The organism is Streptomyces sp. NPDC006193, from assembly GCF_040613915.1.
Taxonomy (GTDB): Bacteria; Actinomycetota; Actinomycetes; order Streptomycetales; family Streptomycetaceae; genus Streptomyces.
In genome coordinates, this window is the sequence record NZ_JBEXTB010000003.1 from 228,609 (window position 1) to 252,807 (window position 24,199).

A 24,199-nucleotide genomic window follows, 5' to 3' on the forward strand; every position below is an offset into this window, starting at 1 on the left:
AGGTCGCCCGGGACGGCTGTGCCGGTTGTCCACAGGCACAGGTGCGCGGTCATATGAACGCGGCGGATGGGGCGGCCCGGGTGCGACGGGTGTCGCGGCCGGGAGGTGCGCGCCCGCGCGGGAATGAGCGGCCGGCCGCTCGCGTTCCCCTCCTGGACGACCACTTTCCGAGTTGCCTGAGGAGCGCGAGAGACATGCAGGGCACTGTGACGATGTACAGCACGACTTGGTGCGGCTACTGCCGGCGGCTGAAGAGCCAGCTGGACCGGGAGGGCATCGCCTACACCGAGATCAACATCGAGCAGGACCCGGAGTCCGCCGCCTTCGTCGAGAAGGCGAACGGCGGGAACCAGACCGTTCCGACCGTTCAGGTGGTTCCCTCCGACGGTGGCGCGGAGGTCGTGATGACGAACCCGAGTCTCGCCCAGGTCAAGCAGGCGCTCGGCGTCTGATCATCGCCGGGAAGCGGCCCCCGCCCTGCACGGGCGGGGGCCGCTTCCGTGTCCGGCCACGCCCCTTGCCCTGCGGAGCGGTGCCCGCGCCCCGCCCCCCTGGCCCGGCGGAGCCGTCATGGAGCGGGCGAGACGCAGACCAGCAGCGGCCCGGCCGCCCTGCTCCACGACCCGCCGTGCGCCAGGGCCGGCTCCGCCTCGGTGCGCAGGCCCTCGGCCACGGGCGCGAGGAAGGTCTCGCGCCAGTGCCGCGCCGCTCCGGCGGGCATGCCGCTGCCCTCGACGACGGCCCCGACCCTTGCCTCGAGCAGGGCTGCGCCCTCGTGCACGCCGGGCCCTGTCCATGCGTCCACGTGCTCGCCTGCCAGCGCCCACCACATCGTGATCATGTCTGCATCGTAGGGAGCGCCGGGCAGATCGGGGAGGCTGCCGGCCCTTCCTCTCCCAGGGCGGGGTGTCCCGCGCCCGGAGCCGCTCAGGAGCCGCCGCCCGGCTTGTCCCACACCGCGGTCCAGCGCCACAGCAGGCGCCGCCGGTAGCGGCAGCCGGGCAGCAGGCGCCGGGCGGCCTCCCGCACCTCGCCCCAGTGCTGGGGCGGATCCTCCGCCGGCATGCCGGCGGGCCCGCGCTTGCCCCCGTGCAGCCGGGCGTACAGCAGGCTCGCGGGCAGCCCGCAGCCGCTGACGAGCCGGTCGCCGAAGGTGTGGTTGCGGGCCAGGCCTACGACGACGAGCCGGCCGCCGGGTGCGACGAGCCGGCTCAGGGCGCCGATCGCCTCCTCGAAGGGCGCGTGGTGCACGACGGCGACCGCGCTGACGAAGTCGTAGGCGCCCTCGGGGAGCGAGGCGGGGTCGAGGTGGTCGGCCTCGATGAAGGTGACGTTCCGCGGCCAGCCGGCCCCCGAATGCCGGGCCCGGGCCTGCCGGATCATCTCCGGCGAGCGGTCCGCACCCGTCACCGTTCCGGCCCGGGCCGCGAGGCGGAGGGCGAGCAGGCCGTCGCCGCACCCGGCGTCCAGGGCCGTGCGGCAGCCCTCGGGGACGGCGGCCAGCACGGTCCGGTGGTAGTGGACGTTGTGGTTCCAGTAGGGGGCGGCGGTCACCGCGGACGGCCCGCTCTCAGACGGTGGTGCGGGTGGGCAGCGGCTTTCCGTACCAGAGCTCGATCAGGCGGGCCGCGATGGAGATCCCGAAGGGCGGCAGCACCTCGCCGGACTCGAAGGCCGCGTGCAGTTCCTCGCGGGAGAACCAGCGGGCCTCGTGGATCTCGTCCCCGTCGACGTCGATCTCGGTCGTCGTGGCGCGGGCCATGAAGCCGAGCATCAGGCTGGACGGGAACGGCCAGGGCTGGCTGGCCACGTACTCGACCTGGCCGACGCCGATGCCGGCCTCCTCCTGGACCTCGCGGCGCACGGCCTGCTCGATGGACTCCCCCGGCTCGACGAACCCGGCGAGCGTGGAGAAGCGGCCCTCGGGCCAGTGGACCTGGCGGCCGAGGAGGATGCGGTCGTCGTCGTCGGTCACGGCCATGATCACGGCCGGGTCGGTGCGCGGGTAGTGCTCGGCGCCGCAGGCCGGGCAGCGGCGGATGTGGCCGGCGGCCGCGATGACCGTGCGTTCACCGCACCGGGAGCAGAAGCGGTGGGTGCGCTGCCAGTTCTCCAGCCCCACCGCGTGCACCATGAGCCCGGCGTCGCGCGGCGACAGCAGCAGCCCGGCCTCGCGCAGGCCGGCGGGGCGGGCGGACTGGTCGATACGGCCGGGCAGCGAGTCCTTCTGCAGCGCGAAGTAGCTGACGCCGTCCTCGTCGATGCCGAGGAAGTAGCGGTGCGCCTCGGTGAGCGGGGCCTCGAAGGAGGGGGTCATGACGAGCTCGGTCCGGCCGTCCGGCGTCTCGTCGATGAGCACCTGGCCGCCGGAGACCACGAAGCAGCGGGTCGTGGGGTGGCTCCACGCCGCCGCGAGCCAGGCCTCGTCGAGCCGGTGGTGGGCGGCGCGGTCGATGCCGCTCGGGGCGGTCAGCGAGATGGGTCGGTCGGCTGTGTGGTCGGTCCAGGTGGTCACGGGTGCTTCCAACTCCCCCAGTGCAGCGGTTCGTTCGGCGGGCGGTTCGGCGGGGCGCAGGGCGGGAGGGCACCGGGCCGGGCGCGGGGCGGGCGGGGCGGTTCTCCCAGTGTGCCCTGCGCCCGCCGCCCTTCCGTACGGCGCCGGCCGGTCAGGTCGCGGGGCGCCAGTTCTCGGCCAGGTCGCCCCACAGGTAGGCGCTGGTCTCGACGCCCTTGAGGAGGAGGTCCAGCTCCACCTTCTCGTCGGGGGCGTGCCAGCCGTCGGAGGGGACGGAGATGCCCAGGAAGAGCACGGGGGCGCCGAGGACATCCTGGAGGTCGGCGGCGGGTCCGGAGCCGCCCTCGCGGGTGAAGCGGACCGGTTTCTGGAAGGCGCGGCCCATGGCGCGCACCAGGGACTGCAGGGCGGGGTGGTCGAGCGGGGTCAGGCAGGGGCGGGTGGCCGCACCGAAGTCGATCTCGTACCGGATCCCGGCGGGCACCTGCTCTGCGGTCCAGGCGCGGACCGCCTTCTCGATGTGGTCCGGGTCCTGTCCCGCGACCAGCCGGAAGGACAGCTTCACCATCGCCGAGGACGGGATGATCGTCTTGCTGCCGGGTCCCTGGTAGCCGCCGCCGATGCCGTTGACCTCGGCGGTCGGGCGGGCCCAGATGCGCTCCAGGGTGGTGTGCCCGGCCTCGCCGTGGGCGGCGTACGACCTGGCGGTCCGCAGCCAGCGCTCCTCGTCGAAGGGCAGTTCGGCGAAGAGGGCGCGCTCGCGGTCGCTCAGCTCGGCGACGCCGTCGTAGAAGCCGGGGACCGCCACGCGCGCGTGCTCGTCGTGGAGCGCGGCGACGAGGCGGGCGGCCGCGGTGGCCGGGTTGGGCACGGCGCCGCCGAAGGAACCGGAGTGGATGTCCTGGTCGGGGCCGTACAGCCGGATCTCGCACTCGGCGAGGCCGCGCATGCCGGTGCAGACGGTGGGGGTGTCCTCGGACCACATGCCGGTGTCGGAGACGATCACCGCGTCGGCGGCGAGCCGCCCGGCCCGCTCCTGCACCAGGGACCTGAAGTGCGGGGAGCCGGACTCCTCCTCGCCCTCGATCAGCAGCTTGAGGTGGACGGCGGGGGCGGTGCGGCCGGTCGCGGCGAGGTGGGCGCGGACGCCGAGGGTGTGCAGGAACACCTGGCCCTTGTCGTCGGCCGCCCCGCGCGCGTACAGGCGGCCGCCGCGGACGACCGGCTCGAACGGGTCGCTGCCCCAGCCGTCCTCGCGGGCGGCGGGCTGCACGTCGTGGTGGCCGTAGACGAGGACCGTGGGCGCTTCCGGGTCGCCGCAGGGCCACTCGGCGAAGACGGCCGGGGCGCCGGGCGTCTCCCAGACCTCCGCGGTCGGGAAGCCGGTGTCCTGGAGCCGGGCGGCCAGCCAGTCGGCGCTGCGGCGTACGTCGGGCGCGTGGCCGGGCTGGGCCGACACGGAGGGGATGCGCAGCCACTCGGCGAGGTCGTCGAGGAAGGCGGCGCGGTGCTGCTCGATGTACGTACGGACGGCGCTGTCCGGGGGCTGGCTCATGCCCACGAGCCTATCCGGCCGCGCGGACGCCGTCGGCGGGCGGTTCGTCACACTCAGGCCGTCTCCGGCGCCCTCGCGGCCCGGTGCGTTCCGTCCGGGTGTGTCCCGTCCGTGAGCAGCCGCTCCAGGGCTGCCCGGTCCGGCAGGTCCGGGGGGCGTACGACCTCGCCGCTGCGCACGTAGAGGAAGGCGGCCGTGACGGACTCGGGCGGCACCCCCTGCTGTTCGGCCCAGGCCAGCCGGTAGACGGCGAGCTGGAGCGGGTCGGCGGTGTGGGTGCGGCCGGTCTTCCAGTCGACGATCTCGTAGGTCACCCGGTCGCCGTCGTCGTTCCGGTAGACGGCGTCGATGCGGCCGCGGACGACCCGGCCAGCGAGGGTGAGCTGGAAGGGGGCCTCGACCCGGTAGGGGGTGCGGCGCGCGTACTCGGTGCGCTCGAAGGCCTGCTTGAGGGCTTCCAGGTCGTGCTCGTCCGCGATGTCGGCGTCGCGGACGGGTGGCTCGTCGGGTTCCGGCAGGGGCAGGGTGAGCGGCTCGAAGCGTGCTTCCACCCAGGCGTGGAACCGGGTGCCCCGGCGCGCGGCCGGCTGCGGGGGGAGCGGCATGGGGCGCGCGAGCTCCTGGGCGAGCCCGTCGGGGTCCTCGGCGAGCCGCAGCAGCTGGGACGCGGTGAGCGTGGCCGGCAGGGGGACCTCCGTGACGGCTCGCCGGGCGCGCAGCAGCTCCGAGGCGAGGGCGTCCAGGTCGCGGTCCCAGGAGGCGACGGTGCGGGCCTCCTCAGGGCTGAAGGCGCTGTCGGGCGGCGGCGCGGCCGCACGGGTGCGGCGGCCCTCGGGGGCGGGGGCCTGGTGGGGGACGGTCGGCCGGCCGGTGCTCCGGACGTGCCGGCCGGCGGGGTCGCCGGGGCCGGGGAGGGCCGCGCCGCCCGGCACGTCCGGCGGGTCGCCGGGGACCGCCTCGTCGCCGGGGAAGCCTGCGCCGTCCTCGGGGGCGTACGGGGCGTACTCCTCGCCGGGGACGGTCCCGTACGCGTCGTGGTCCTGCGGGTCGTGGTCGTGCGCGTCGTCGTCCGGCGGGTCGTGGTCGTACGCGTGGTCGCCGTGCGGGTCGTGGTCGTACGCGTCTTCGGCGTGCGGGTCGTGGTCGTACGCGTCGTCGTCCGGCGGTGCGGGCCAGTCGGGGTCCTCGGCTCCGGCGGGGTCGTGCAGGGCCGGCCGCCGGCCGTCGGGGCGGGCGGCGAGCGCGTCCAGATGGGCGAGGACGATGTCGGCGGCGGCGCGACGGCGGGCCAGGGCGGCGGCGTCCAGCGGGAGCGGCCACACCTGGTCGGCGGCGGCCGTGTGCAGGGCCGGGTTCTCCTCGCCCTCGGCGGGCTCGTCGGCCCACACCTCGATCTCGCCGTGTCCGGCGGCGCAGTGGGCGTACAGGGCCCGGAGGAAGTCGGAGGGGCCGCGCGGCTTCTTCTGGCTGGGCCCCCACCAGTGGCCGGAGCCGAGCAGCAGCGAGCGGGGGCGGGTGAAGGTGACGTAGCCGAGGCGGAGTTCCTCGGTGTGCTGGTGCTCCTTCATGGCCTCGTGGAAGGCCTTCATGCCGCGCGCGTCCCAGGACGGGACGTCGGGCAGGGTGTCGGCGTCGCCGCGCAGGGCGTGCGGCAGCACCTTGGCCTGGGCGGTCCACTTCTCACGGCCCTGGGCGCTGGGGAAGGTGCCGTGCACCAGGCCGGGGACGGCGACGACGTCCCATTCCAGGCCCTTGGCCTTGTGCGCGGTGAGCACCTTGACGGTGTTCTCGCCGCCGGGCAGGGCGTTGTCCAAGCCCTTCTCGTACTGGGCGGCGGTGCGCAGGAAGCCGAGGAAGGCGAGGAGGGTGGCCTCGCCGTCGCCCGCGGCGAAGGACGCGGCGACGTCCAGGAAGTTGGACAGGGTCTCGCGGCGGCGGGCGGCGAGCGCGTGCGGGGACGCCGACAGCTCCACCTCCAGGCCGGTGACGGCGAGGACGCGGTGCAGGACGTCCATGAGCGGGTCGGACAGCGAGCGGCGCAGGTCGCGCAGCTCGGCGGCGAGCCGGGCGAAGCGCACGCGCGCGTCCGGCGAGAACGGCAGCCCGTCGTCGGCGCCCCCTTCCGCGTCCCCGTCCAACGGCGTGTCGAGGAAGGTGTCCAGGGCGTCCGCGAGCGAGATCACCTCGGCCGGGTCGGTGCCCTCCACGGCCGCGGCGAGCCGGAGGTCGGGGTCGTCGCCGCCGTCCACGCGCGCGTGGGCGACCAGCAGGCGGGCGCGGCGGCCCAGCAGGGCGAGGTCGCGGGGGCCGATGCGCCAGCGGGGCCCGGTCAGCAGGCGTACGAGGGCGGCGTTGGCGCCGGGGTCCTGCAGGACCTCGCAGACGGCGACGAGGTCGGCGACCTCGGGCAGGTGCAGCAGCCCCGACAGGCCGACCACCTCGACGGGGATGTCGCGGGCGACGAGGGCGCCCTGGATCTCGGCGAAGTCGGCCGCCGTCCGGCACAGTACGGCGATCTCACCGGGGGCCGTGCCGGTGCGCACCAGGTGGGCGAGGGAGTCGGCGATCCAGTCGATCTCCTCGGCGTGGGTGCGCAGCAGGGCGCAGCGGACCGTGCCGTCGTACTCGGCGCCGGGGGCCGGGCGGAGGGCCTCCACCCCGGCGTGCAGGGCGCGCAGCGGCCCGGCGAGGCCGTTGGCGAGGTCGAGGAGGCGTCCGCCGCTGCGTCGGTTCTCGCTGAGCGCGTGCCGGGTGGCGGGCCGGCCGTCGGCGTGGGCGAAGTGCGCGGGGAAGTCGTCCAGGTTGGCGACCGAGGCGCCGCGCCAGCCGTAGATGGCCTGGCAGGGGTCGCCGACGGCGGTCACCGGGTGGCCGGTGCCGTCGCCGAACAGGCCCGCCAGCAGGACGCGCTGGGCCACGGAGGTGTCCTGGTACTCGTCCAGGAGCACCACGCGGAACTCCTCGCGCAGCAGGCGGCCCACCTCGGGGATGCGGGCGAGGCGGGCGGACAGGGCGATCTGGTCGCCGAAGTCGAGCAGGTCCCGTTCGCGTTTGGCGGCCCGGTAGCGCTGGACGAGGCCGGCGAGTTCCCGGCGGGCGGCGGCGGTCTCCGGGACCTTGCGCAGGTCGGCGTTGGTGAGTCTGGCGCCCTCCAGGGTGCGCAGCAGCTCCGTGTCCCAGGCGCGCAGCTCCTCGGGGGCGACGAGGTGTTCGGAGAGTTCGGAGTCCAGGGCGAGCAGGTCGCTGACCAGGTCGGCGAAGGACCGGGTCAGCGCCGGGTAGGGGCCGGGGGCCTCGCGCAGCACGCGCGCGGCGAGCTGGTAGCGGGTGGCGTCGGCGAGGAGGCGGGAGGTGGGCTCCAGGCCGATGCGCAGGCCGTGGTCGGTGAGCAGGCGGCCGGCGAAGGCGTGGTACGTCGAGATCACCGGCTCGCCCGGCGGGTCGTCCGGGTCGATGACGTGCGGGTCGGTGACGCCCGCCTCGGCCAGTGCCTTGCGCACGCGTTCGGCCAGCTCGCCGGCGGCCTTGTTGGTGAAGGTCAGGCCGAGGACCTGCTCGGGGGCGACCTGCCCGGTGCCGACCAGCCAGACGACGCGGGCGGCCATCACGGTGGTCTTGCCCGACCCGGCGCCGGCCACGATCACCTGCGGGGCGGGCGGCGCGGTGATGCAGGCCGTCTGCTCCGGGGTGAAGGGGATGCCCAGGAGCTCCTTGAGCTGCTCGGGGTCGGTGATACGGGCGGGCATGTCGAAAGAGGCTAGCGGCGGGTACTGACAGCCGGGGCCACATCATCCCTGCGGGGCTGAAGAGACGCAGGTCAGCAGGGGTCGTGCCGTACGTCACGCCGGCCGCCGCGGCGGCTGTGCGGCAGCCCGGGCTCACTCCACCACGTGCCGCCCCTCCGGCCGCGCACTGCACGAGGCGCGGAACGCGCAGTGCGTGCAGTGCTGGCCGGCGCTCGGCGTGAACCGCTCGTCGAGGACCTTCCCGGCGGCCGTGGCCAGCAGCTCGCCGACCCACTCCTGCGCGGGCGGCTCCTGGCTCTGCACCTTGGGCAGGCCGTCTCCCCCGTCGCGCTTGGCGGCGCCCTGCCTGAGGTGGACCAGTTCGGCGCCGCCGGGTTCGGGACGCACGCCGTCGAACGCGGTGTCGACGGCGCCTTCCCGGACGGCGAGCTGGTAGACGGCGAGCTGCGGGTGGCGTTCCACCTCGCGCGCGGTGGGCGCCTGCTTGCCGGTCTTGAAGTCGACCACGTAGGCCCGGCCCTCGCCGTCCGTCTCGACGCGGTCCATCTGGCCCCGGATGCGGACCTGGTAGTCGCCCGCTTCCAGGGTGACGTCGAAGTCGTGCTCGCTGGCCACGGGGGTGCGGCCGGCCCGGTCCAGCACGTGCCAGTTCAGGAAGCGTTCGAGGGCTGCGCGCGCGTGGGCCTTCTCCTGCTGCGACTTCCAGGGCGCGTCGAAGGCGAGCGCGTTCCACACGGAGTCCAGGCGCTCCATGAGGACGTCGAGGTCGGCCGGGGTGCGGCCGGAGGCGACCTCGTCGGCGAGGACGTGGACGACGTTGCCGAAGCCCTGGGCCGCGGTGGCGGGGGCGTCGGCCTTCACCTCGCGGCCCAGGAACCACTGCAGCGCGCACGTGTTGGCGAGCTGGTCGAGCGCGCTGCCGGAGAGCACCACGGGCTGGTCGGGGCGGCGCAGCGGCACCTTGCTCTCGGTCGGCTCGAACATGCCCCACCAGCGGTAGGGGTGCGCGGACGGCACCAGCGGGCGGCCGTCGTCGTCGGCGAGCGCGGCGAGCCGGGCCAGCCGGCGGGCGGCGGCCTCGCGCAGCGCGGCGGACGCGCGCGGGTCGACCGTGGTGGCGCGCAGCTCGGCGACGAGCGCGGCGACGGACAGCGGGCGCCGGGGCCGGCCGGTGACGTCCTTGGGCTCGACGCCCAGTTCGGTCAGGAAGCGGGAGGGCTGGTCGCCGTCCTCGGCGGGCGCCTTCACGGCGGTGACGACGAGCCGTTCACGCGCGCGGGTCGCGGCGACGTAGAACAGCCGGCGCTCCTCGGCGAGCAGCGCGCCCGGGGTGAGCGGTTCGGCCAGTCCGTCGCGGCCGATGCGGTCGGCCTCCAGCAGCGAGCCGCGGCGGCGCAGGTCCGGCCAGAGCCCCTCCTGGACGCCGGCGACGACGACGAGCCGCCACTCCAGGCCCTTGGCGCGGTGGGCGGTCATCAGGCGGACGGCGTCGGTGCGCACCGCGCGTCGCGTGAGCGTGTCGGCGGCGATGTCCTCGGCCTCGATCTCCTCCAGGAAGTTCAGCGCGCCGCGGCCTCCGATGCGCTGCTCCGCGCGGGCGGCGGTGGCGAACAGCGCGCACACGGCGTCCAGGTCCCGGTCGGCGTTGCGGCCGGCCGCGCCGCCGCGCCGGGCGGCCCGCTCCAGACGCGCGGGCCAGGGCGTGCCTTCCCACAGGTCCCACAGCGCCTCCTCGGCCGTGCCGCCGCCGGCGAGGCGCTCGCGGGCCTTGCGGAGCAGCGCGCCGAGGCGCTGGGCCCCGCGCGCGTACACCGGGTCGTGGACGGCGAGGCGCTCGGGTTCGGCGAGCGCCCTGGCGAGCAGCTCGTCGGACGGCGGCGGCACCGGGTTGCCGGCGGCCCGCTCCTCCTCGCGCAGGGCACGCCCGAGGCGGCGCAGGTCGGCGGCGTCCATGCCGGCGAGCGGGGAGGTGAGCAGGGTGAGGGCGGTCTCGGTGTCGAGCCAGCAGGCGCCGGGGGCCGCCGCTCCGGCGTGCCGGGGGGCGGTGTCTCCGGAGGCGGTCCCGTCGGAGGCGGCGGCGTCGGAGGCGGCGGCGTCCCTGGAGGCGGTGCTTCCGGAGGCAGTGCTTCCGGTGGCGGTGCTTCCGGTGGCGGTGCTTCCGGAGGTGGCGTGCTCGGGGGCGCCGCCGTCGCGGGTGGCGTGCTCGGCGGACGGCTCCCGCGCCGCGGTGGGCTCCTGCCGAGCGGGCGCGGCAGGGTCCGGCGACGTCACCGCGGTGGGGTCCGGCGCGGTGGAGTCCGGCGCGGTGGGCTCCTGCGGGTCCGGTGCGGCAGGGTCCGGCAGGGTCGCCGCCGTGGGGCCCTGCCCGGCCTGCGCCGCCGGCTCGTCCTCGCGGTGCCGCGCCTCCGCCGTGGCCACCGCCCGCAGGGCCGTGAGCAGCGGCGCCACGGCGGGCTCGTGCCGCAGGGGCAGGTCGTCGCCGTCGATGTCCAGCGGAACGCCGGCCGCGGTCAGGGCGCGGCGCAGGGTCGGCAGGCTACGGGAGCCGGCGCGCACCAGGACGGCCATGTCGCGCCACGGAACGCCGTCCTCCAGATGGGCGCGGCGAAGGATGTCCGCGATGTTGTCCAGTTCGGTGCCGGGCGTCGGATACGTGTACACCTCGACCCGGCCGCCGTCCCGCACCGGGACGGGCTCCCGGTGGGCGCGGACCTTGTCGGCGGGCAGCCGGGGCAGCGGCATCCGCCGGGTGATCAGACGGGTCGCGGCCAGCAGCGCGGCGCCGGAGCGGCGGGAGGTGCGGAGCACCTCGACGGGGGCGGGGCGGCCGTCCGCGCGCGGGAAGGCGGCCGGGAAGTCGAGGATGCCGTTCACGTCGGCGCCGCGGAAGGCGTAGATCGACTGGTCGGGGTCGCCGAAGGCCACCAGGGTGCGCCCGCCGCCGGCCAGCGCGTGCAGGAGCCGCACCTGGGCGGGATCGGTGTCCTGGTACTCGTCGACGTACACGGCGTCGTACTGGGCGGCGAGCCGGGCGGCGGTCTCGGGGCGCCGGGCGAGCAGGACCGCGCGGTGGACCAGTTCCGCGTAGTCGATGACGCCCTGCAGGTCGAGGACGTCCAGGTACTCGGCGAGGAACGCGGCCGCCGCCCGCCAGTCGGGGCGGCCGATGCGGCGCGCGAAGGCGTCCAGGGCGTCCGGGCCGAGGCCGAGCTCGCGGCTGCGGGCGAGCACCGCCCGGACCTCGTCGGCGAAGCCGCGCGTGGTCAGGCAGGCGCGCAGCTCGTCCGGCCAGCGCACATGGGTCAGCCCGAGCCGCTCCAGCTCGGGCTGGCCGGCGAGCAGCTCCCGGACGGTGACGTCCTGCTCGGGGCCGGAGAGCAGGCGCGGCGGCTCGCTGAACAGCTCCTTGTCCTGGTGGGCGCGGACCAGGGCGTAGCAGTAGGAGTGGAACGTGGTCGCCCTGGGCGCGCGGGCGGCGCCGATCCGCAGGGCCATGCGGTCGCGCAGGTCGACGGCCGCCTTGCGGCTGAACGTGAGCACCAGGATCCGCTCGGGGTCGCCGCCGCGGGCGATCCGCGCGGCCACGGACTCGACCAGGGTGGTGGTCTTGCCGGTGCCGGGGCCCGCGAGGACGAGCAGCGGTCCGCCGCGGTGGTCAACCACGGAGCGCTGCGCCGCGTCCAGACGAGGGGGATCCACGGTGACCGGAGGCGTGCGGACCAGCCGGTAAGCGCCATGGCTCCCCGGCCGCACCGAGGGGTGGGGCAGGCGCCTGGTGGTGGAGGAGGAGCTCACGTGATCGGCCGGTCCTGGTGGTCGTGCTGGTGGGCGGGCGGTCACGCGTGCGAGACGGTGGCCGCGGGACGAGGGGGACGCGTGCCGCCGACGCTACGCCGCCGCTCCGGGCGGAAGCAGTCGTTTCGCTTCTTGCCCGGCGGCGCTCGCGCCACGCGAGTCCCTCACCTCACGAACGTACGGCATGCCACCGACGTCCCCCATGTCACGGTTCTCACCCGAACGGACCACAGGCGCCCCACGGCGCCGGCCGATGGCGGAAGCTGTCAGGTGTGACCCTCCGCGCCCGCACCGCCGTCCCACCGGGCCCGACGCATGTCCAGCCTCGGCACATGGCCGCGCCCGCTCGTGCCCACCCGTCTCAGCGGCGTGCCCTCCGCGCGGTAGTGGGCGAGCGCACGCAGTTCGTGCCCCGGCAGCAGGACGCCGTCGGCCCGCACGACCCGCCACCACGGGACGGCGCCCCCGTAGAGGGCCATCACCCGGCCGACCTGACGGGGCCCGCCCTCGCCGAGCCACTCGGCGACGTCGCCGTACGTCATGACCCGGCCCGGCGGGATCCGCTCGGCGACGTCGAGGACGCGCTCGGCGTACTCCGGCAGCGTGTCCCCGTGCCCGGCGGGGACGCACTCGGGTGGGCTCTGCTGCTCGCTCATCCACCCCATCCTGCCGCACCCCGCGGGCGTGCCGGGGCGGGCCGCGGGGAGCGGCCCTCTCGCCCCCGGGCACTCCTTCGGGCAGACTGTGCGCCCGCGCATCCGCACCCTGATGCCCGTGTGTGTCGGTGGGGCATGCCACCATCGTGCGGGCGGTGACTGGTGATACGAGACCAAGAAGAGACCACGAAGGAGCAGGGCGTGCACCCCGAAGGAGCGGCGGGCACCCCTGACGCCTCCGCGCGCCCCGGCGCCGCCCGCGCGGACGAGGGCGTCGCCGGCGCGCACCAGGAAGACGCCGGCCCCCGCCCGGACGACGCCCCGCGCACCGCCGCCGGGCCGCGCACCGGCGACGGAGGACACCCGGAGGACGGCGGACACCCGGACGACGGCGGACACGCGGGGCGGGGTGCGGGCACGGACGACGGCCGGCGCGAGGCCCACGGCCCCCGCGCCGACGACACCACGCCCGGGAACCTCGGCGACCGCGCTGCCGACGGCCCGCAGGAGCATCACGGCGCCCGCGGCGACGGCACGGCACCCGAAGCACACGGCGCCCGCACGCCCGGGCGCGGTGCCGCCGGCCGGAAGGGCGCCGATGCCGCGGAACGGGCGCCCGCCCCCCTGACCCCGGTCCCCGGCCGGCGTGCGCCCGCCGCGGCCGACGACCCCCACGCCGAGCGGGTGGAGGGCGACGAGCCGCTGCTTCCCGCGCGGGTGCACCGTCCCAGCGACCTCATGCGGCTCCTCGTGGGCTTCCTCGCCGTCGTGGTGCTGCTCGCGGTCGCCGCGTTCGCGCACGGCACCACCTCGGGCCTGGAACAGGACATCAACAAAGGCACCGGACAGGCCCCCGACCTGCTGATCAAGATCGCGGGTCTGGCGTCCAGCATCGCGATCCTGCTCGTCCCGGTCGCCTTCGCGATCGAGCGGCTGATCAAACGGGACGGGCTGCGCATCGCCGACGGCGTCCTCGCGGCCGTCCTCGCCCACGGCGTGACGCTCGCCACCGACCTGTGGGTCGCCCGGGCCGCCCCGGACTCGATCCAGGAGGCGCTGACCCAGCCCTCGCCCGGCGACATCCACGCCCTGACCGACCCGGTGCACGGCTATCTGGCGCCCGTCATCGCCTACATGACGGCCGTCGGCATGTCCCGCCGGCCCAGATGGCGCGCGGTGCTGTGGATCGTGCTGCTGCTCGACGCCTTCTCGATGCTGGTCACCGGCTACACGACCCCCTTCTCCATCATCCTCACGGTCCTGATCGGCTGGACCATCGCCTACGGCACCCTGTACGCGGTCGGCTCCCCCAACGTCCGCCCGACCGGCCAGACCCTGATGGCGGGTCTGCGGCACGTCGGCTTCCGGCCCGTCAGCGCGGCCCGCGAGGAGGCCGCGGAGGCGGAGAACGGCGACCGGGGCCGGCGGTACTTCGTCACCCTGGAGGACGGCCCGCCGCTGGACGTCACGGTCGTCGACCGGGAACAGCAGGCGCAGGGCTTCTTCTACCGCGCGTGGCGCAACCTGACCCTGCGCGGCTTCGCCACCCGCTCCAGCCTGCAGTCGCTGCGCCAGGCGCTGGAGCAGGAGGCGCTGCTGGCGTACGCGGCGATCGCGGCGGGCGCCAACGCGCCCAAGCTGATCGCCACCTCCGAACTCGGCCCCGACGCGGTCATGCTCGTCTACGAGCACACCGGCGGGCGCACGCTGGACTCGCTGGCCGACGAGGAGATCACCGACGAGCTGCTGCGCAACGCCTGGGACCAGGTGCGGGCGCTGCAGTCGCGGCGCATCGCGCACCGCAGGCTGGCCGGGGACGCGATCCTGGTGGATCGTTCCGGCAGGGTGATCCTCACCGAGCTGCGCGGCGGCGAGATCGCGGCCGGCGAGCTGCTGCTGCGCATGGACGTCGCCCAGCTGGTGACCACGCTCGCCCTGCGGGTCGGCGCCGAACGGGCGGTGGCCTCGGCGGTCGGGGTGCTCGGCCCGGACGCGGTGGCCGACTGCCTGCCGATGCTGCAGCCGATCGCGCTGACGCGGAGCACGCGCGCGACCCTCCGGCGGCTCGCCCGTGAGCGGGCCCAGCGCGAGCGCGAGGCGGTGCTCGAGGCGTCCCGGCAGGCCAAGCAGGCCCGCATGGAGGAGGCGTCCGAGGCGGCGCAGCCGGTCCTGGAGAAGCCCGACAAGAAGACCGTCCGGGCCGAGCAGCGGGCGGAGAAACGGGCCATCGACGAGGCCCTGGAGGAGGCCCGCGAGGAGGACCTGCTCACGCAGATCCGGCACGAGGTGCTGCGGATCAGGCCGCAGGCGCCGGTGGAGCCGGCCCGGCTGGAGCGGGTCCGGCCGCGCACGCTGATCAGCTTCATCGCCGGTGCGATCGGCGCCTACTACCTGCTGACGCAGCTCACCCACATCCAGTTCGGCACGCTCTTCGCGCAGGCCCAGTGGGGCTGGGTGATCGCCGCGGTGCTGTTCTCCGCGCTCAGCTACGTCGCCGCCGCGATGGCCCTGCTGGGCTTCGTGCCGGAGCGTGTGCCCTTCCCGCGCACGGTGGCGGCGCAGGTCGCGGGGTCGTTCGTGAAGATCGTGGCGCCGGCCGCCGTCGGCGGGGTCGCCCTGAACACGCGCTTCCTGCAGCGCGCGGGCGTGCGCCCCGGGCTGGCCGTGGCCAGTGTCGGCGCGTCCCAGCTGTTCGGGCTCGGCTGCCACATCCTGATGCTGCTGTCCTTCGGCTATCTGACGGGCACCGAGAAGACGCCGTCGCTGTCGCCGTCCCGCACGGTCATCGCGGGTCTGCTGACCGTGGCGGTGCTGCTCCTGGTGGTCACCTCCGTGCCGTTCCTGCGCAAATTCGTCGTCACGCGCGTGCGGTCGCTGTTCGCCGGGGTCGTGCCGCGCATGCTCGACGTCCTGCAGCGGCCGCAGAAGCTCGTCACCGGCATCGGCGGCATGCTCCTGCTGACCGCCTGCTTCGTGATGTGCCTGGACGCCTCCATCCGCGCCTTCGGCGACGGCTCGGTGTCGCTGAGCATCGCCAGCGTCGCCGTCGTCTTCCTCGCCGGCAACGCGCTCGGCTCCGCGGCCCCCACCCCCGGCGGCGTGGGCGCGGTCGAGGCCACGCTCACCGTCGGCCTGATCGCCGTGGGCCTGCCCAAGGAGGTCGCCGCCCCGGCGGTCCTGCTGTTCCGGCTGCTGACCCTGTGGCTGCCGGTGCTGCCGGGCTGGCTGGCCTTCAACCACCTCACCCGCAAGGGCGCCCTGTAGGGGTACGCGTCCGGGGCAGCGGACGGGTCCGGGGCCGTGGAGGGCGCCGTCCGCGGGCGCACGTCCGGGCCGCCCGGGGCGCGTCCGCGGTCTCCCCCGGACGGCCCGCGTCCCGCGCGCGCCCCGGCGCGCACGCCCCCAGGATGGGAGCATGGCGAACCCCTCCCGGCTGCGTGCCGCCGCCCTGGCCACCGCCGCCCTGCTGCTCTCCGCCCTGCTGGCCGGGTGCGGCGACGGCGGCCGGGGCGGGGACCTCACGGCGCAGCGGCTGGACTGGAAGGACTGCCCGGCCCCGTCCGAGGCGGAGGGCGGCGGCAGCGCCCCCTCCCCGCTGCCGGACGGCGCCGAGTGGCAGTGCGCCACCATGAAGGCCCCGCTGGACTGGAGCGAGCCCCGGGGCGACACGATCGGCATCGCCCTGATCCGTGCCCGGGCGAGCGGCCCCGCGAGCGGGCGGATCGGCTCGCTGGTCTTCAACTTCGGCGGCCCCGGCGGCAGCGGCGTCACGGCGCTGCCCGCGTTCGGCGAGGACTACGCGGCCCTGCGCACCCGCTACGACCTGGTCAGCTTCGACCCGCGCGGGGTCGGCCGCAGCGCCCCGGTGCGGTGCGAGAGCGACTCCCGGCTCGACGTGTACTTCCAGCAGGACGCCACCCCGGACGACGGCACGGAACGCGCCGAGCTGCTGAAGCGCACCAGGGCGTTCAACGCGGCCTGCGAGAAGAACTCCGGGATGATACTGCCGCACGTGCGCACCACGGACGCGGCCCGGGACATGGACCTGATGCGCCGGGTCCTCGGCGACGGCAAGCTGCACTACTTCGGCATCTCCTACGGCACCGAACTCGGCGGCGTCTACGCCCACCTGTTCCCCACGCACATCGGCCGGGCCGTCTTCGACGCCGTCGTCGACCCCACCGAGACCCCCGAGCAGAGCGCGCTGGGCCAGGCCCGCGGCTTCCAGCGCGCCCTCGACAACTTCGCGCGGGACTGCACCTCCAAGACCGCGCAGTGCCCGGTCGGGGACACCGAGCAGGAGGTGAAGGACCGCATCGCGAAACTGCTGCGCGACCTGGAGAAGAAGCCGATCGAGGGCCTCTTCCCGCGCCGGCTGACCCAGACCGCCGCCACCAACGGCATCGCGCAGTCCCTCTATTCCCGGGACTTCTGGGAGTACCTGACCGAAGGGCTGGAGCAGGCGTACGAGGGCGACGGCAGGATCCTGATGATGCTGTCCGACTCGATGAACGGCCGCAACGACAACGGCGAGTACAGCAACATCGCCGCCGCGAACCTCGCCGTCAACTGCTCGGACGAGAAACCCCGGTACACCGAGGCCGATGTCCGGCACAGGCTGCCCGAGTTCCGCGCCGCGTCCCCGCTGTTCGGGGAGTACCTGGCCTGGGGCATGGTCAGCTGCACCGGCTGGGCGGTGCCGGGCGCCGCCGACCGCACCGACGTCAGCGCCCCCGGCTCGGCGCCCATCCTCGTCGTCGGCAACACCGGCGACCCGGCCACCCCGTACGAGGGCGCCGGGAAGATGGCCGACGCCCTCGGCGAGGGGGTGGCCGTCGAGCTGACGTACAAGGGCCAGGGGCACGGCGCGTACGACAGCGGGAACAAGTGCGTGCAGAACGCGGTGAACGGCTACCTGCTGGACGGGAGACTCCCGAGGACCGGCACGGTCTGCACCTGACCGGCCCGCGAAGCCCACGGCACCCGGCCGGGTCGCAGCCGTGGGCTCCGCCGGTCCCGCCGGCCGGCGGGACCGGTGGTCAGTAGACCGGCTTGTGGGGTTCGATCTGGTTGACCCAGCCGATGACGCCGCCGCCGACGTGGACCGCGTCGGCGAAGCCCGCGGACTTCAGGACCGCCAGGACTTCCGCACTGCGGACACCCGTCTTGCAGTGCAGGACGATCTTCTTGTCCTGGGGGAGGCCCTCCAGGGCGGTGCCCATGAGGAACTCGTTCTTCGGGATCAACCTGGCGCCCGGAATGGAGACGATCTCGTACTCGTTCGGCTCGCGGACGTCGATGATCTCGATGTTCTCGCCGTCGTCGATCCACTCCTTGAGCTGCTTCGGAGTGATCGTGGAGTCGGCGGCCGCCGCCTGGGCCTCCTCGGAGACGACGCCGCAGAAGGCCTCGTAGTCGATCAGCTCGGTGACCGTCGGGTTCTCGCCGCAGACCGCGCAGTCGGGGTCCTTGCGCACCTTGACCTGGCGGTACTGCATCTCCAGGGCGTCGTAGATCATCAGGCGGCCGACCAGCGGCTCGCCGATGCCGGCGAGGAGCTTGATCGCCTCGTTGACCTGGATGGAGCCGATGGACGCGCACAGCACGCCCAGGACGCCGCCCTCGGCGCAGGAGGGGACCATGCCGGGGGGCGGGGGCTCCGGGTAGAGGCAGCGGTAGCAGGGGCCGTGCTCGGCCCAGAAGACGGACGCCTGGCCGTCGAAGCGGTAGATCGAGCCCCACACGTACGGCTTGTTCAGCAGCACGCACGCGTCGTTGACCAGGTAGCGGGTCGCGAAGTTGTCGGTGCCGTCGACGATCAGGTCGTACTGGCTGAAGATGTCCATCACGTTGTCGGCTTCCAGCCGCTCCTCGTGAAGGACCACGTTCACGTACGGGTTGATGCCCTTGACGCTGTCCCGCGCGGACTCGGCCTTGGACCGGCCGATGTCGGACTGGCTGTGGATGATCTGGCGCTGCAGGTTCGACTCGTCGACCTCGTCGAACTCCACGATGCCGAGCGTGCCCACGCCCGCGGCGGCCAGGTACATCAGCGCCGGCGAGCCCAGGCCGCCGGCGCCGACGCACAGCACCTTGGCGTTCTTCAGCCGCTTCTGCCCGTCCATGCCCACGTCGGGGATGATCAGGTGGCGGGAGTACCTGCGGACCTCGTCTACGGTGAGCTCGGGGGCCGGCTCGACCAGGGGTGGCAGCGACACGGGGACTCCGTTGGTCGGTCGATCACTACAGTTGTTCTCCCCGTAACACTGCCACGGCCTTCTTCATTCCGAGACACCTCGTCCGATGCGCGAGACGATGCCGTCCCAGTGGCCGGGCACCGCCTCCGGGCGGCCGACGGCGCCCGTGGTGGTGCGGACGCCGGTGGAGGTGCGGACGCCGGTGAAGGCGGCGTCCGCGGCGGCGCCGGTCAGATGCGGCAGGCCGCTTCCATCCAGATGTCGGCCAGGGACTCCTCCAGGTTGATGCGGGGCCGCCAGCCCAGCCGGTCGCGCGCGGTGCGCACGTCGGCCTGCTGCCAGCCGCCGCAGCCGTCCGGGTACGGGTACGCCACCGGGGCCCCGTGCTCGGCGTCGGCGCGGGGGTGCCCGATGGCGCCGCGCAGGGGCACGGGCGGGGCGTCCAGCTCGTGCAGGGCGCCGCCGTAGCCGGCCACCCGCGCCAGGACGGCGGCGGCGTCCCTGAGGCGCACGGCCCGGCCGGAACCGATGTTGATCACTCCCTGCGCGGCGGAGAGCGAGGCGGCGTGCACCGCGCGGGCGACGTCGCGGACGTCGACGAAGTCGCGCTGGACGCCGAGCCCGGCGAGTTTCAGTTCGCCGTCCCCGGACTGCATCGCCCGGCGCATGGCCTCGGCGAGCCGGCCGAGGGGGGAGCCGGCCGGGGTGCCGGGTCCGGCCGGCGAGAAGACACGCAGGACGACGGCGTCCAGGCCGGAGCCGAGGACCAGTTCGGTCGCGGCGAGCTTGCTGACGCCGTACGGTCCGCCGGGGCGCGGTACGGCGTCCTCGGCGGTCGAGGAGCCGGGCTGGCTGGGGCCGTACTCGGAAGCGCACCCGATCTGCACCAGGCGGGCCCCGCAGCGGCTGCGGCGCAGCGCCTCGCAGACGGTGGCCACGGCGACGGTGTTGTGCCGGGTGAGTTCGCGGGCCCCGCCGCGGGTGGCGCCCGCGCAGTTGACGACGACGCCGGGGTGGACCGCGTCCAGGAAGCGGGTGAGGGCGCCCGGACTGCCGGTGGCGAGGTCGAAGCGGACGTCGGCGTCGTCGCCGCGGCCGAGGGCGGTGAGCTGGACGGCCGGGTCGGCGAGCAGGCGGTCGGCGACGAAACGGCCGATGAACCCGTTGGCTCCGATCAGCAGGACCCTCATCGGGCGGCTCCCGGGAGGTGCGCGCCGGTGGCACCGGCTGTGCCGAAGGCTCCCGGGGCGGCTCCGGGAGCTCCGGGTCGGGAGGTGGTCATCTGGTGTTCTCCTTCGCAGGGGTGTGCGGGTGCCTCCGGCGGCGGCTCCGGCCGGTGGGAGGACGGTTCACTCGGGAGCTCCGACGGGTGCGCGGGCCGCGGCCCGGTGCCCGGCTGCCCCGGTCGCTCGCCGGGCCCGTGCAGACGCGCGTCTCGTGCGCCGTGCGCGGCGCGCGGGGCGCACGGCAGGCGCGCTCCAGGGTGTGCGGGGCGGTGCCGGAGCGCAGGGCGCCGACGGGTACGCCCGCCTCCCGGGCGTGTGCGTCAGGTCCGTGCAGCGCGCTGCCGAAACGGTCCGCCAGGTCACCGGGGGCGTCCTCGGCGCTGTCGCGCACCGCGTCCAGGAGGTCTCCGCGGCAGTCGGTGAAGCGCCGGCGCACGGGCCGCCCGTGTGCGGTCGCGTCGCCCGTGGCCGTCCGCAGGGGGGCCGTCCGCACCCGGCGGGCCCGCGGTGGGAGCGCGCTGCGGCCTGCGGCCTCCCGGCGCGGGCCGCGGCTGAGCAGTGGGCGCCGGACGAAGGCTGCCCGGGCCCGCGCGCGAGCCGGTCGCACCACGGACCGGCGTCACCGCGCGCGAACGGACGGCCGTCCGCCGTCAACCGTCTGATGCGCACCTGTGCACCCCCGATCTCCTGTCTGGGGAGCCGCCGTCGCCCCGGCGGCTCGCAGCGGGACGAACGTAAGCGGACAGGACGGTGGTGCGGCGGACGGTTGTCCGTCGCACCATCAGAAGGGGTGAACGGCCGTGACTTTCGCGGGCGGACGGCGTTCCCGCGCGCTAGGGGTGCGCGTCGCTCAGCTCCTGGGGTAGGGCCACGGATTGGGCAGACAGTGGATGCCGTCGTGGTCCAGGAACTTGGTCTGCTGCTGCATCACGGGCGCCCGCTCGCCGTCCCTCCGGCAGTTCACGTGCCCGTGGCCCAGCCGGTGGCCGACTTCGTGGTTGATCAGCATCTGCCGGTAGGCGTGGATCGCGTCGCCGTACGTCTCGCTTCCCTGGGCCCATCTGTACGCGTTGATCATCACGCGTTCGGTGGCGGCCGAGTCGCAGGAGACGTTGTCCTCCGTGGTGTCCAGACCGGACTTGGCGCACCACTCGGCGGTGGTGCCGGGACTGGCCAGCGTGATCACGAAGTCCGGCTTCCCGGAGGAGACGCGCTCGAAGGCCAGGGCGCCGTCGTGGGCCCAGCTCCGGTCGTCGTTCAGGGTCTTCTGCACGGCCTCGGCGAACAGCGCCCCGTCCAGCCCCAGGCCCTGCTCGACGTCCACGCGGTAGCGGTACGTGCGGCCGCCGCGGCCGGGCGCCTTGTCGAGACCGGGCACGGTGTCGAACCTGCCGGAGCCCTTCAGCGTGGCGCTGAGCGGATACTTCGCGCCCATCTTCTCGTCGTACGTCAGCGGCACCGCGCTCGGCACGGCGGGGGCGCCCGCGCCCTGCGCCCGGCCGGCGCCGGCCGGCGCGCCCGAGGCGGCCTGGTGCCGGCCCTCGGCCGCCTGCCCGGCGACGAGGACCGCGAGCACGGCGGTGACGGCGGCCGCCGCGACGCCGGTGAGGAGCAGCCCCTTGCCCCCGCCCCGCTGTGCGGTGCCCGCCGCGCCGCCGGCCGCGGAGGCCGGCGCCTGCGGTTCCCCGGCCGGCTGCTGCCCGGCGCGGCGGGCCGGGCGGGTGCGGGGAGCGAACAGGTCCACGTCCTCGTCGTCCCGGGCGCCCTGGCCCCAGTCCTCGAAGGCCTCGAGGTACTCCTGCCGGGGGCCGGAGCCGTGCCTGCGCCCCGATCCGTCCGGCCCCGCCTGCCGCTGCCGCGGCAGCACGACGCCGGGGCCGCCCGCTTCGGGGCCGCCGGCCGCGCCGGCGGGCCGGTGCGCGAACTCCCCCCAGCCGCCCCCGGCTTCCCGCTGCTCGGGATGGGCACCCCGGACGGGCGCGTCCCCACCGGGGCGGTGCGCACCGCGCGCGGGCGTGCCGTCCGGAAGCCCGGGCGTGCCGTCGGCGATGCGCGGCGTGCCCGGCGCGCGCGTGCCGTCCGAAAAGCGCGGCGCACCCTGCGCGGGCGCCGGGTCCGACGGATCCGGCGCGCCCTGTCCGGGCGCGCCGTCCGCACGGCCCTCGGCGCGTGCGCCCCAGCGGTTCCCCCGCCGTGCGGCTGTGTCCGCGGGCTCGTCCTTCGGGACCGGTCCGCGGCGACTGTGGCGTCCCACGCCGGCCTCAGCTCCCCGTGCCCGCGTGGCCGCGCTGACCCGCGCCCGCGGCCGCGCCGGGGTGGCGGGCGGTCTCCGCCAGCAGGTCCCGGAACGCGCGGGCCACCACGTCCGGGTACTCCATCATCGCCACGTGCCCGGCGTCCGGCAGGGTCAGCAGCCGGGAGTCGCGGAAGGCGCGGGCGGCCCTGCGGGCCATGCGGAAGCCGACCAGCTGGTCCCGCGCGCCGTAGACGAGCAGCGTGGGGGCGAGCACCCGCTCGGCCTGCCGCCACAGCCCGTGCTGCCCGCCGAGGGTGTACGCGTTGACGATGCCGCGCGCGGAGCGGGCCATCGCGTCCCAGAAGTACGGCAGTTGCAGCCGCCGCTCCAGTTCCTCCACGGCGTGCCGGAAGGCCTCCGGCGAGACCTGCGCGGGATCGCCGTAGCACAGGGCCATGACGCCGCGGACCCGCTGCTCGGCCGTCCACTCCCTGGTGAACCGGGTGAAGAGGGCGGCGACCCCGGGGACGCCGAGCAATCCCGTCGGCACCGCGGTGCGCTGGATGCGCAGCTCGGGCAGGGCGGGGGAGACGAGGGTGAGGGTGCGCACCAGGTCGGGGCGCACGGCGGCCACGCGCGTGGCGACGGCGCCGCCCAGCGAGTTGCCGAAGAGGTGGACCGGGCCGCGGCCGGCCGCGTCGAGGTAGCGGATCACCGCGCGCGCGTGCCCGGTGACGGAGTAGTCGCCGTCGTCCGGTGGCGGGGAGTCCCCGAAGCCGGGCAGGTCGAGCGCCTCGCTGTCGACGGCGTCGTCCAGTTCGGCCATCAGGGACGACCAGTTCTGCGAGGAACCGCCGAGCCCGTGGACGTACAGCGCGGGCGGCAGACCCGCACGCGCGGGGGGCCGGGACCGGATCGCCAGGGTGACGCCGGGCAGGCCGACGGACCGCAGCCGCTCCCCCTCGCCGACCCGGACGGGCGCCACCCTGGGAAGCACACTGGCGGCCGACACGGACGGCGACTCGGTCGAAGACATGCGGCAATGTTACGAGGTGATCACGTCAGGGTTCGTGTGTTCGCCGTCACAGCCTGAATCGTGCGCGGCCGGAGAACCGGACAGCCGACGGGCCGGATGGCATGGCGTTCGGATCAGCCGTCTCCTAGTCTCGGACACAGGGCACCCGCGTGTGACCCCTGTTCCAGGGACGTTCGTAGGAAGGGAGCCCACGATGGCCTATGACCCCACCGAGCCCGACGCGCTCGAGGACATCGAGTACCCGGAGGCCGACGCGGCCCCGGTGATCGACGTCGAGGCGCCCGAGGTGGACGCCGTCGAGCAGCGCGCGCCCATCAGGCCGGACCGTGACGACCCGCTGACGGGAGTCGACCCGGACCGTGCCAGCGAGGCGGACCTGGTCGAGCAGGCGCGTGTGGTGTCGCTCGACGAGGACGACTACCGCTGACCTCGCGGGACCGCACGGGCTCCGGCCGGCCGCACCGGGCGGGTCGCACGGCTTTCGCCCTCGTCCGGTACGTGAAATCCTGCGCTCCCACCGCGCACACCACGATTACCGAAAAGTACGATGGCCGCGCGGCCGACACCGCATGTGGACGACTTTGGGAGGCGGCGTGACAGCCATCGAGCAAACTGAGGCGGCCCGCCCGCGCGGCACCCGTCTGCCGCGCCGAGCCCGACGGAACCAGCTGCTGGGCGCCGCCCAGGAGGTCTTCGTCGCGCAGGGCTATCACGCCGCGGCGATGGACGACATCGCCGAGCGGGCGGGCGTGAGCAAGCCGGTGCTCTACCAGCACTTCCCCGGCAAGCTCGACCTCTACCTGGCCCTGCTGGACCAGCACTGCGAGTCGCTGATCCAGTCGGTGCGCGGCGCGCTGGCGTCGACCACCGACAACAAGCAGCGCGTGCGGGCGACGATGGACGCCTACTTCGCGTACGTGGAGGACGACGGCGGCGCCTTCCGGCTGGTGTTCGAGTCCGACCTGACGAACGAGCCCGCGGTGCGCGAGCGCGTCGACAAGGTCACCAACGAGTGCGCCGAGGCGATCTGCGACGTGATCGCCGAGGACACGGGCCTGTCGCGCGCGGAGTCGATGCTGCTCGCCTCCGGCCTCGGCGGCCTCGCCCAGGTGGTGGCCCGCTCATGGCTGCACAGCGACCGCAGCGTCCCGCGCGACCAGGCGGTGCAGCTGCTGACCTCGCTGGCCTGGCGGGGCATCGCCGGTTTCCCGCTGCACGGCACCGAGCACCACTGACG

16 protein-coding genes are annotated in these 24,199 nt (G+C 75.2%); 5 read left to right on the forward strand and 11 right to left on the reverse strand.

Features of this window, described 5'->3' with window-relative positions:
* The first annotated feature begins 194 nt into the window (after positions 1-194).
* Complete coding sequence (locus tag ABZ261_RS04855) at positions 195-452, forward strand: mycoredoxin (protein WP_356855306.1); 258 nt, start codon at positions 195-197, stop codon at positions 450-452.
* 116 nt (positions 453-568) lie between these two features.
* Here the strand turns inward: ABZ261_RS04855 and ABZ261_RS04860 are convergent, their stop codons facing one another.
* The 7 genes from ABZ261_RS04860 to ABZ261_RS04890 all read right to left on the reverse strand — a co-directional run bounded on the left by ABZ261_RS04860 (position 569) and on the right by ABZ261_RS04890 (position 12,267).
* On the reverse strand, positions 569-841 hold the full coding sequence (locus ABZ261_RS04860) for a hypothetical protein (protein WP_356855308.1): 273 nt from the start codon (positions 839-841) through the stop codon (positions 569-571).
* Positions 842-927: 86 nt separating this feature from the next.
* On the reverse strand, positions 928-1,554 hold the full coding sequence (locus tag ABZ261_RS04865; protein WP_356855310.1) for a class I SAM-dependent methyltransferase: 627 nt from the start codon (positions 1,552-1,554) through the stop codon (positions 928-930).
* Positions 1,555-1,570: 16 nt separating this feature from the next.
* Positions 1,571-2,515: an NAD(+) diphosphatase gene (gene nudC, locus ABZ261_RS04870; protein WP_356855312.1), complete on the reverse strand. Its 945-nt coding sequence runs from the start codon at positions 2,513-2,515 to the stop codon at positions 1,571-1,573.
* A gap of 151 nt (positions 2,516-2,666) precedes the next feature.
* Positions 2,667-4,070: a dipeptidase gene (locus ABZ261_RS04875; protein WP_356855314.1), complete on the reverse strand. Its 1,404-nt coding sequence runs from the start codon at positions 4,068-4,070 to the stop codon at positions 2,667-2,669.
* A 53-nt stretch (positions 4,071-4,123) separates the two neighbouring features.
* Positions 4,124-7,816 (reverse strand): UvrD-helicase domain-containing protein, encoded by a 3,693-nt coding sequence (locus ABZ261_RS04880; RefSeq protein WP_356855316.1) that lies wholly within the window; start codon positions 7,814-7,816, stop codon positions 4,124-4,126.
* A 132-nt stretch (positions 7,817-7,948) separates the two neighbouring features.
* Positions 7,949-11,611 (reverse strand): UvrD-helicase domain-containing protein, encoded by a 3,663-nt coding sequence (locus tag ABZ261_RS04885; protein WP_356855318.1) that lies wholly within the window; start codon positions 11,609-11,611, stop codon positions 7,949-7,951.
* A 266-nt stretch (positions 11,612-11,877) separates the two neighbouring features.
* The gene (locus tag ABZ261_RS04890) at positions 11,878-12,267 is read right to left on the reverse strand and encodes an MGMT family protein (protein ID WP_356855319.1); all 390 of its coding nucleotides are present in this window, start codon (positions 12,265-12,267) and stop codon (positions 11,878-11,880) included.
* 624 nt (positions 12,268-12,891) lie between these two features.
* Here ABZ261_RS04890 and ABZ261_RS04895 point away from each other — a divergent pair.
* Positions 12,892-15,531, forward strand: a complete 2,640-nt coding sequence (locus tag ABZ261_RS04895; RefSeq protein WP_356855563.1) for a lysylphosphatidylglycerol synthase domain-containing protein — start codon at positions 12,892-12,894, stop codon at positions 15,529-15,531.
* Between the two features lie 151 nt (positions 15,532-15,682).
* Positions 15,683-17,227: an alpha/beta hydrolase gene (locus ABZ261_RS04900; protein ID WP_356855321.1), complete on the forward strand. Its 1,545-nt coding sequence runs from the start codon at positions 15,683-15,685 to the stop codon at positions 17,225-17,227.
* A gap of 79 nt (positions 17,228-17,306) precedes the next feature.
* Here ABZ261_RS04900 and moeZ read toward each other — a convergent pair whose 3' ends face one another.
* The 4 genes from moeZ to ABZ261_RS04920 form a co-directional block, all read right to left on the reverse strand.
* Positions 17,307-18,485, reverse strand: coding sequence for an adenylyltransferase/sulfurtransferase MoeZ (gene moeZ, locus ABZ261_RS04905; protein WP_356855323.1), 1,179 nt, complete (start codon positions 18,483-18,485; stop codon positions 17,307-17,309).
* Positions 18,486-18,694: 209 nt separating this feature from the next.
* Positions 18,695-19,654 carry an NAD-dependent epimerase/dehydratase family protein gene (locus ABZ261_RS04910; protein WP_356855325.1) on the reverse strand — a complete coding sequence of 320 codons (960 nt, stop codon included), beginning with the start codon at positions 19,652-19,654 and terminating at the stop codon, positions 18,695-18,697.
* 886 nt (positions 19,655-20,540) lie between these two features.
* Positions 20,541-21,944: a DUF3152 domain-containing protein gene (locus ABZ261_RS04915; RefSeq protein ID WP_356855327.1), complete on the reverse strand. Its 1,404-nt coding sequence runs from the start codon at positions 21,942-21,944 to the stop codon at positions 20,541-20,543.
* A 7-nt stretch (positions 21,945-21,951) separates the two neighbouring features.
* Positions 21,952-22,962 carry an alpha/beta hydrolase gene (locus tag ABZ261_RS04920; RefSeq protein ID WP_356855329.1) on the reverse strand — a complete coding sequence of 337 codons (1,011 nt, stop codon included), beginning with the start codon at positions 22,960-22,962 and terminating at the stop codon, positions 21,952-21,954.
* Between the two features lie 193 nt (positions 22,963-23,155).
* On the opposite strand from ABZ261_RS04920, the gene ABZ261_RS04925 reads away from it, so the two are divergent.
* Together ABZ261_RS04925 and ABZ261_RS04930 are read left to right on the forward strand one after the other, a co-directional pair.
* Positions 23,156-23,389 carry a hypothetical protein gene (locus ABZ261_RS04925; RefSeq protein ID WP_356855331.1) on the forward strand — a complete coding sequence of 78 codons (234 nt, stop codon included), beginning with the start codon at positions 23,156-23,158 and terminating at the stop codon, positions 23,387-23,389.
* A gap of 166 nt (positions 23,390-23,555) precedes the next feature.
* Entirely contained in the window at positions 23,556-24,197 is a 642-nt protein-coding gene (locus tag ABZ261_RS04930; RefSeq protein WP_356855333.1) for a TetR/AcrR family transcriptional regulator, read from the forward strand.
* Positions 24,198-24,199: the final 2 nt, after the last annotated feature.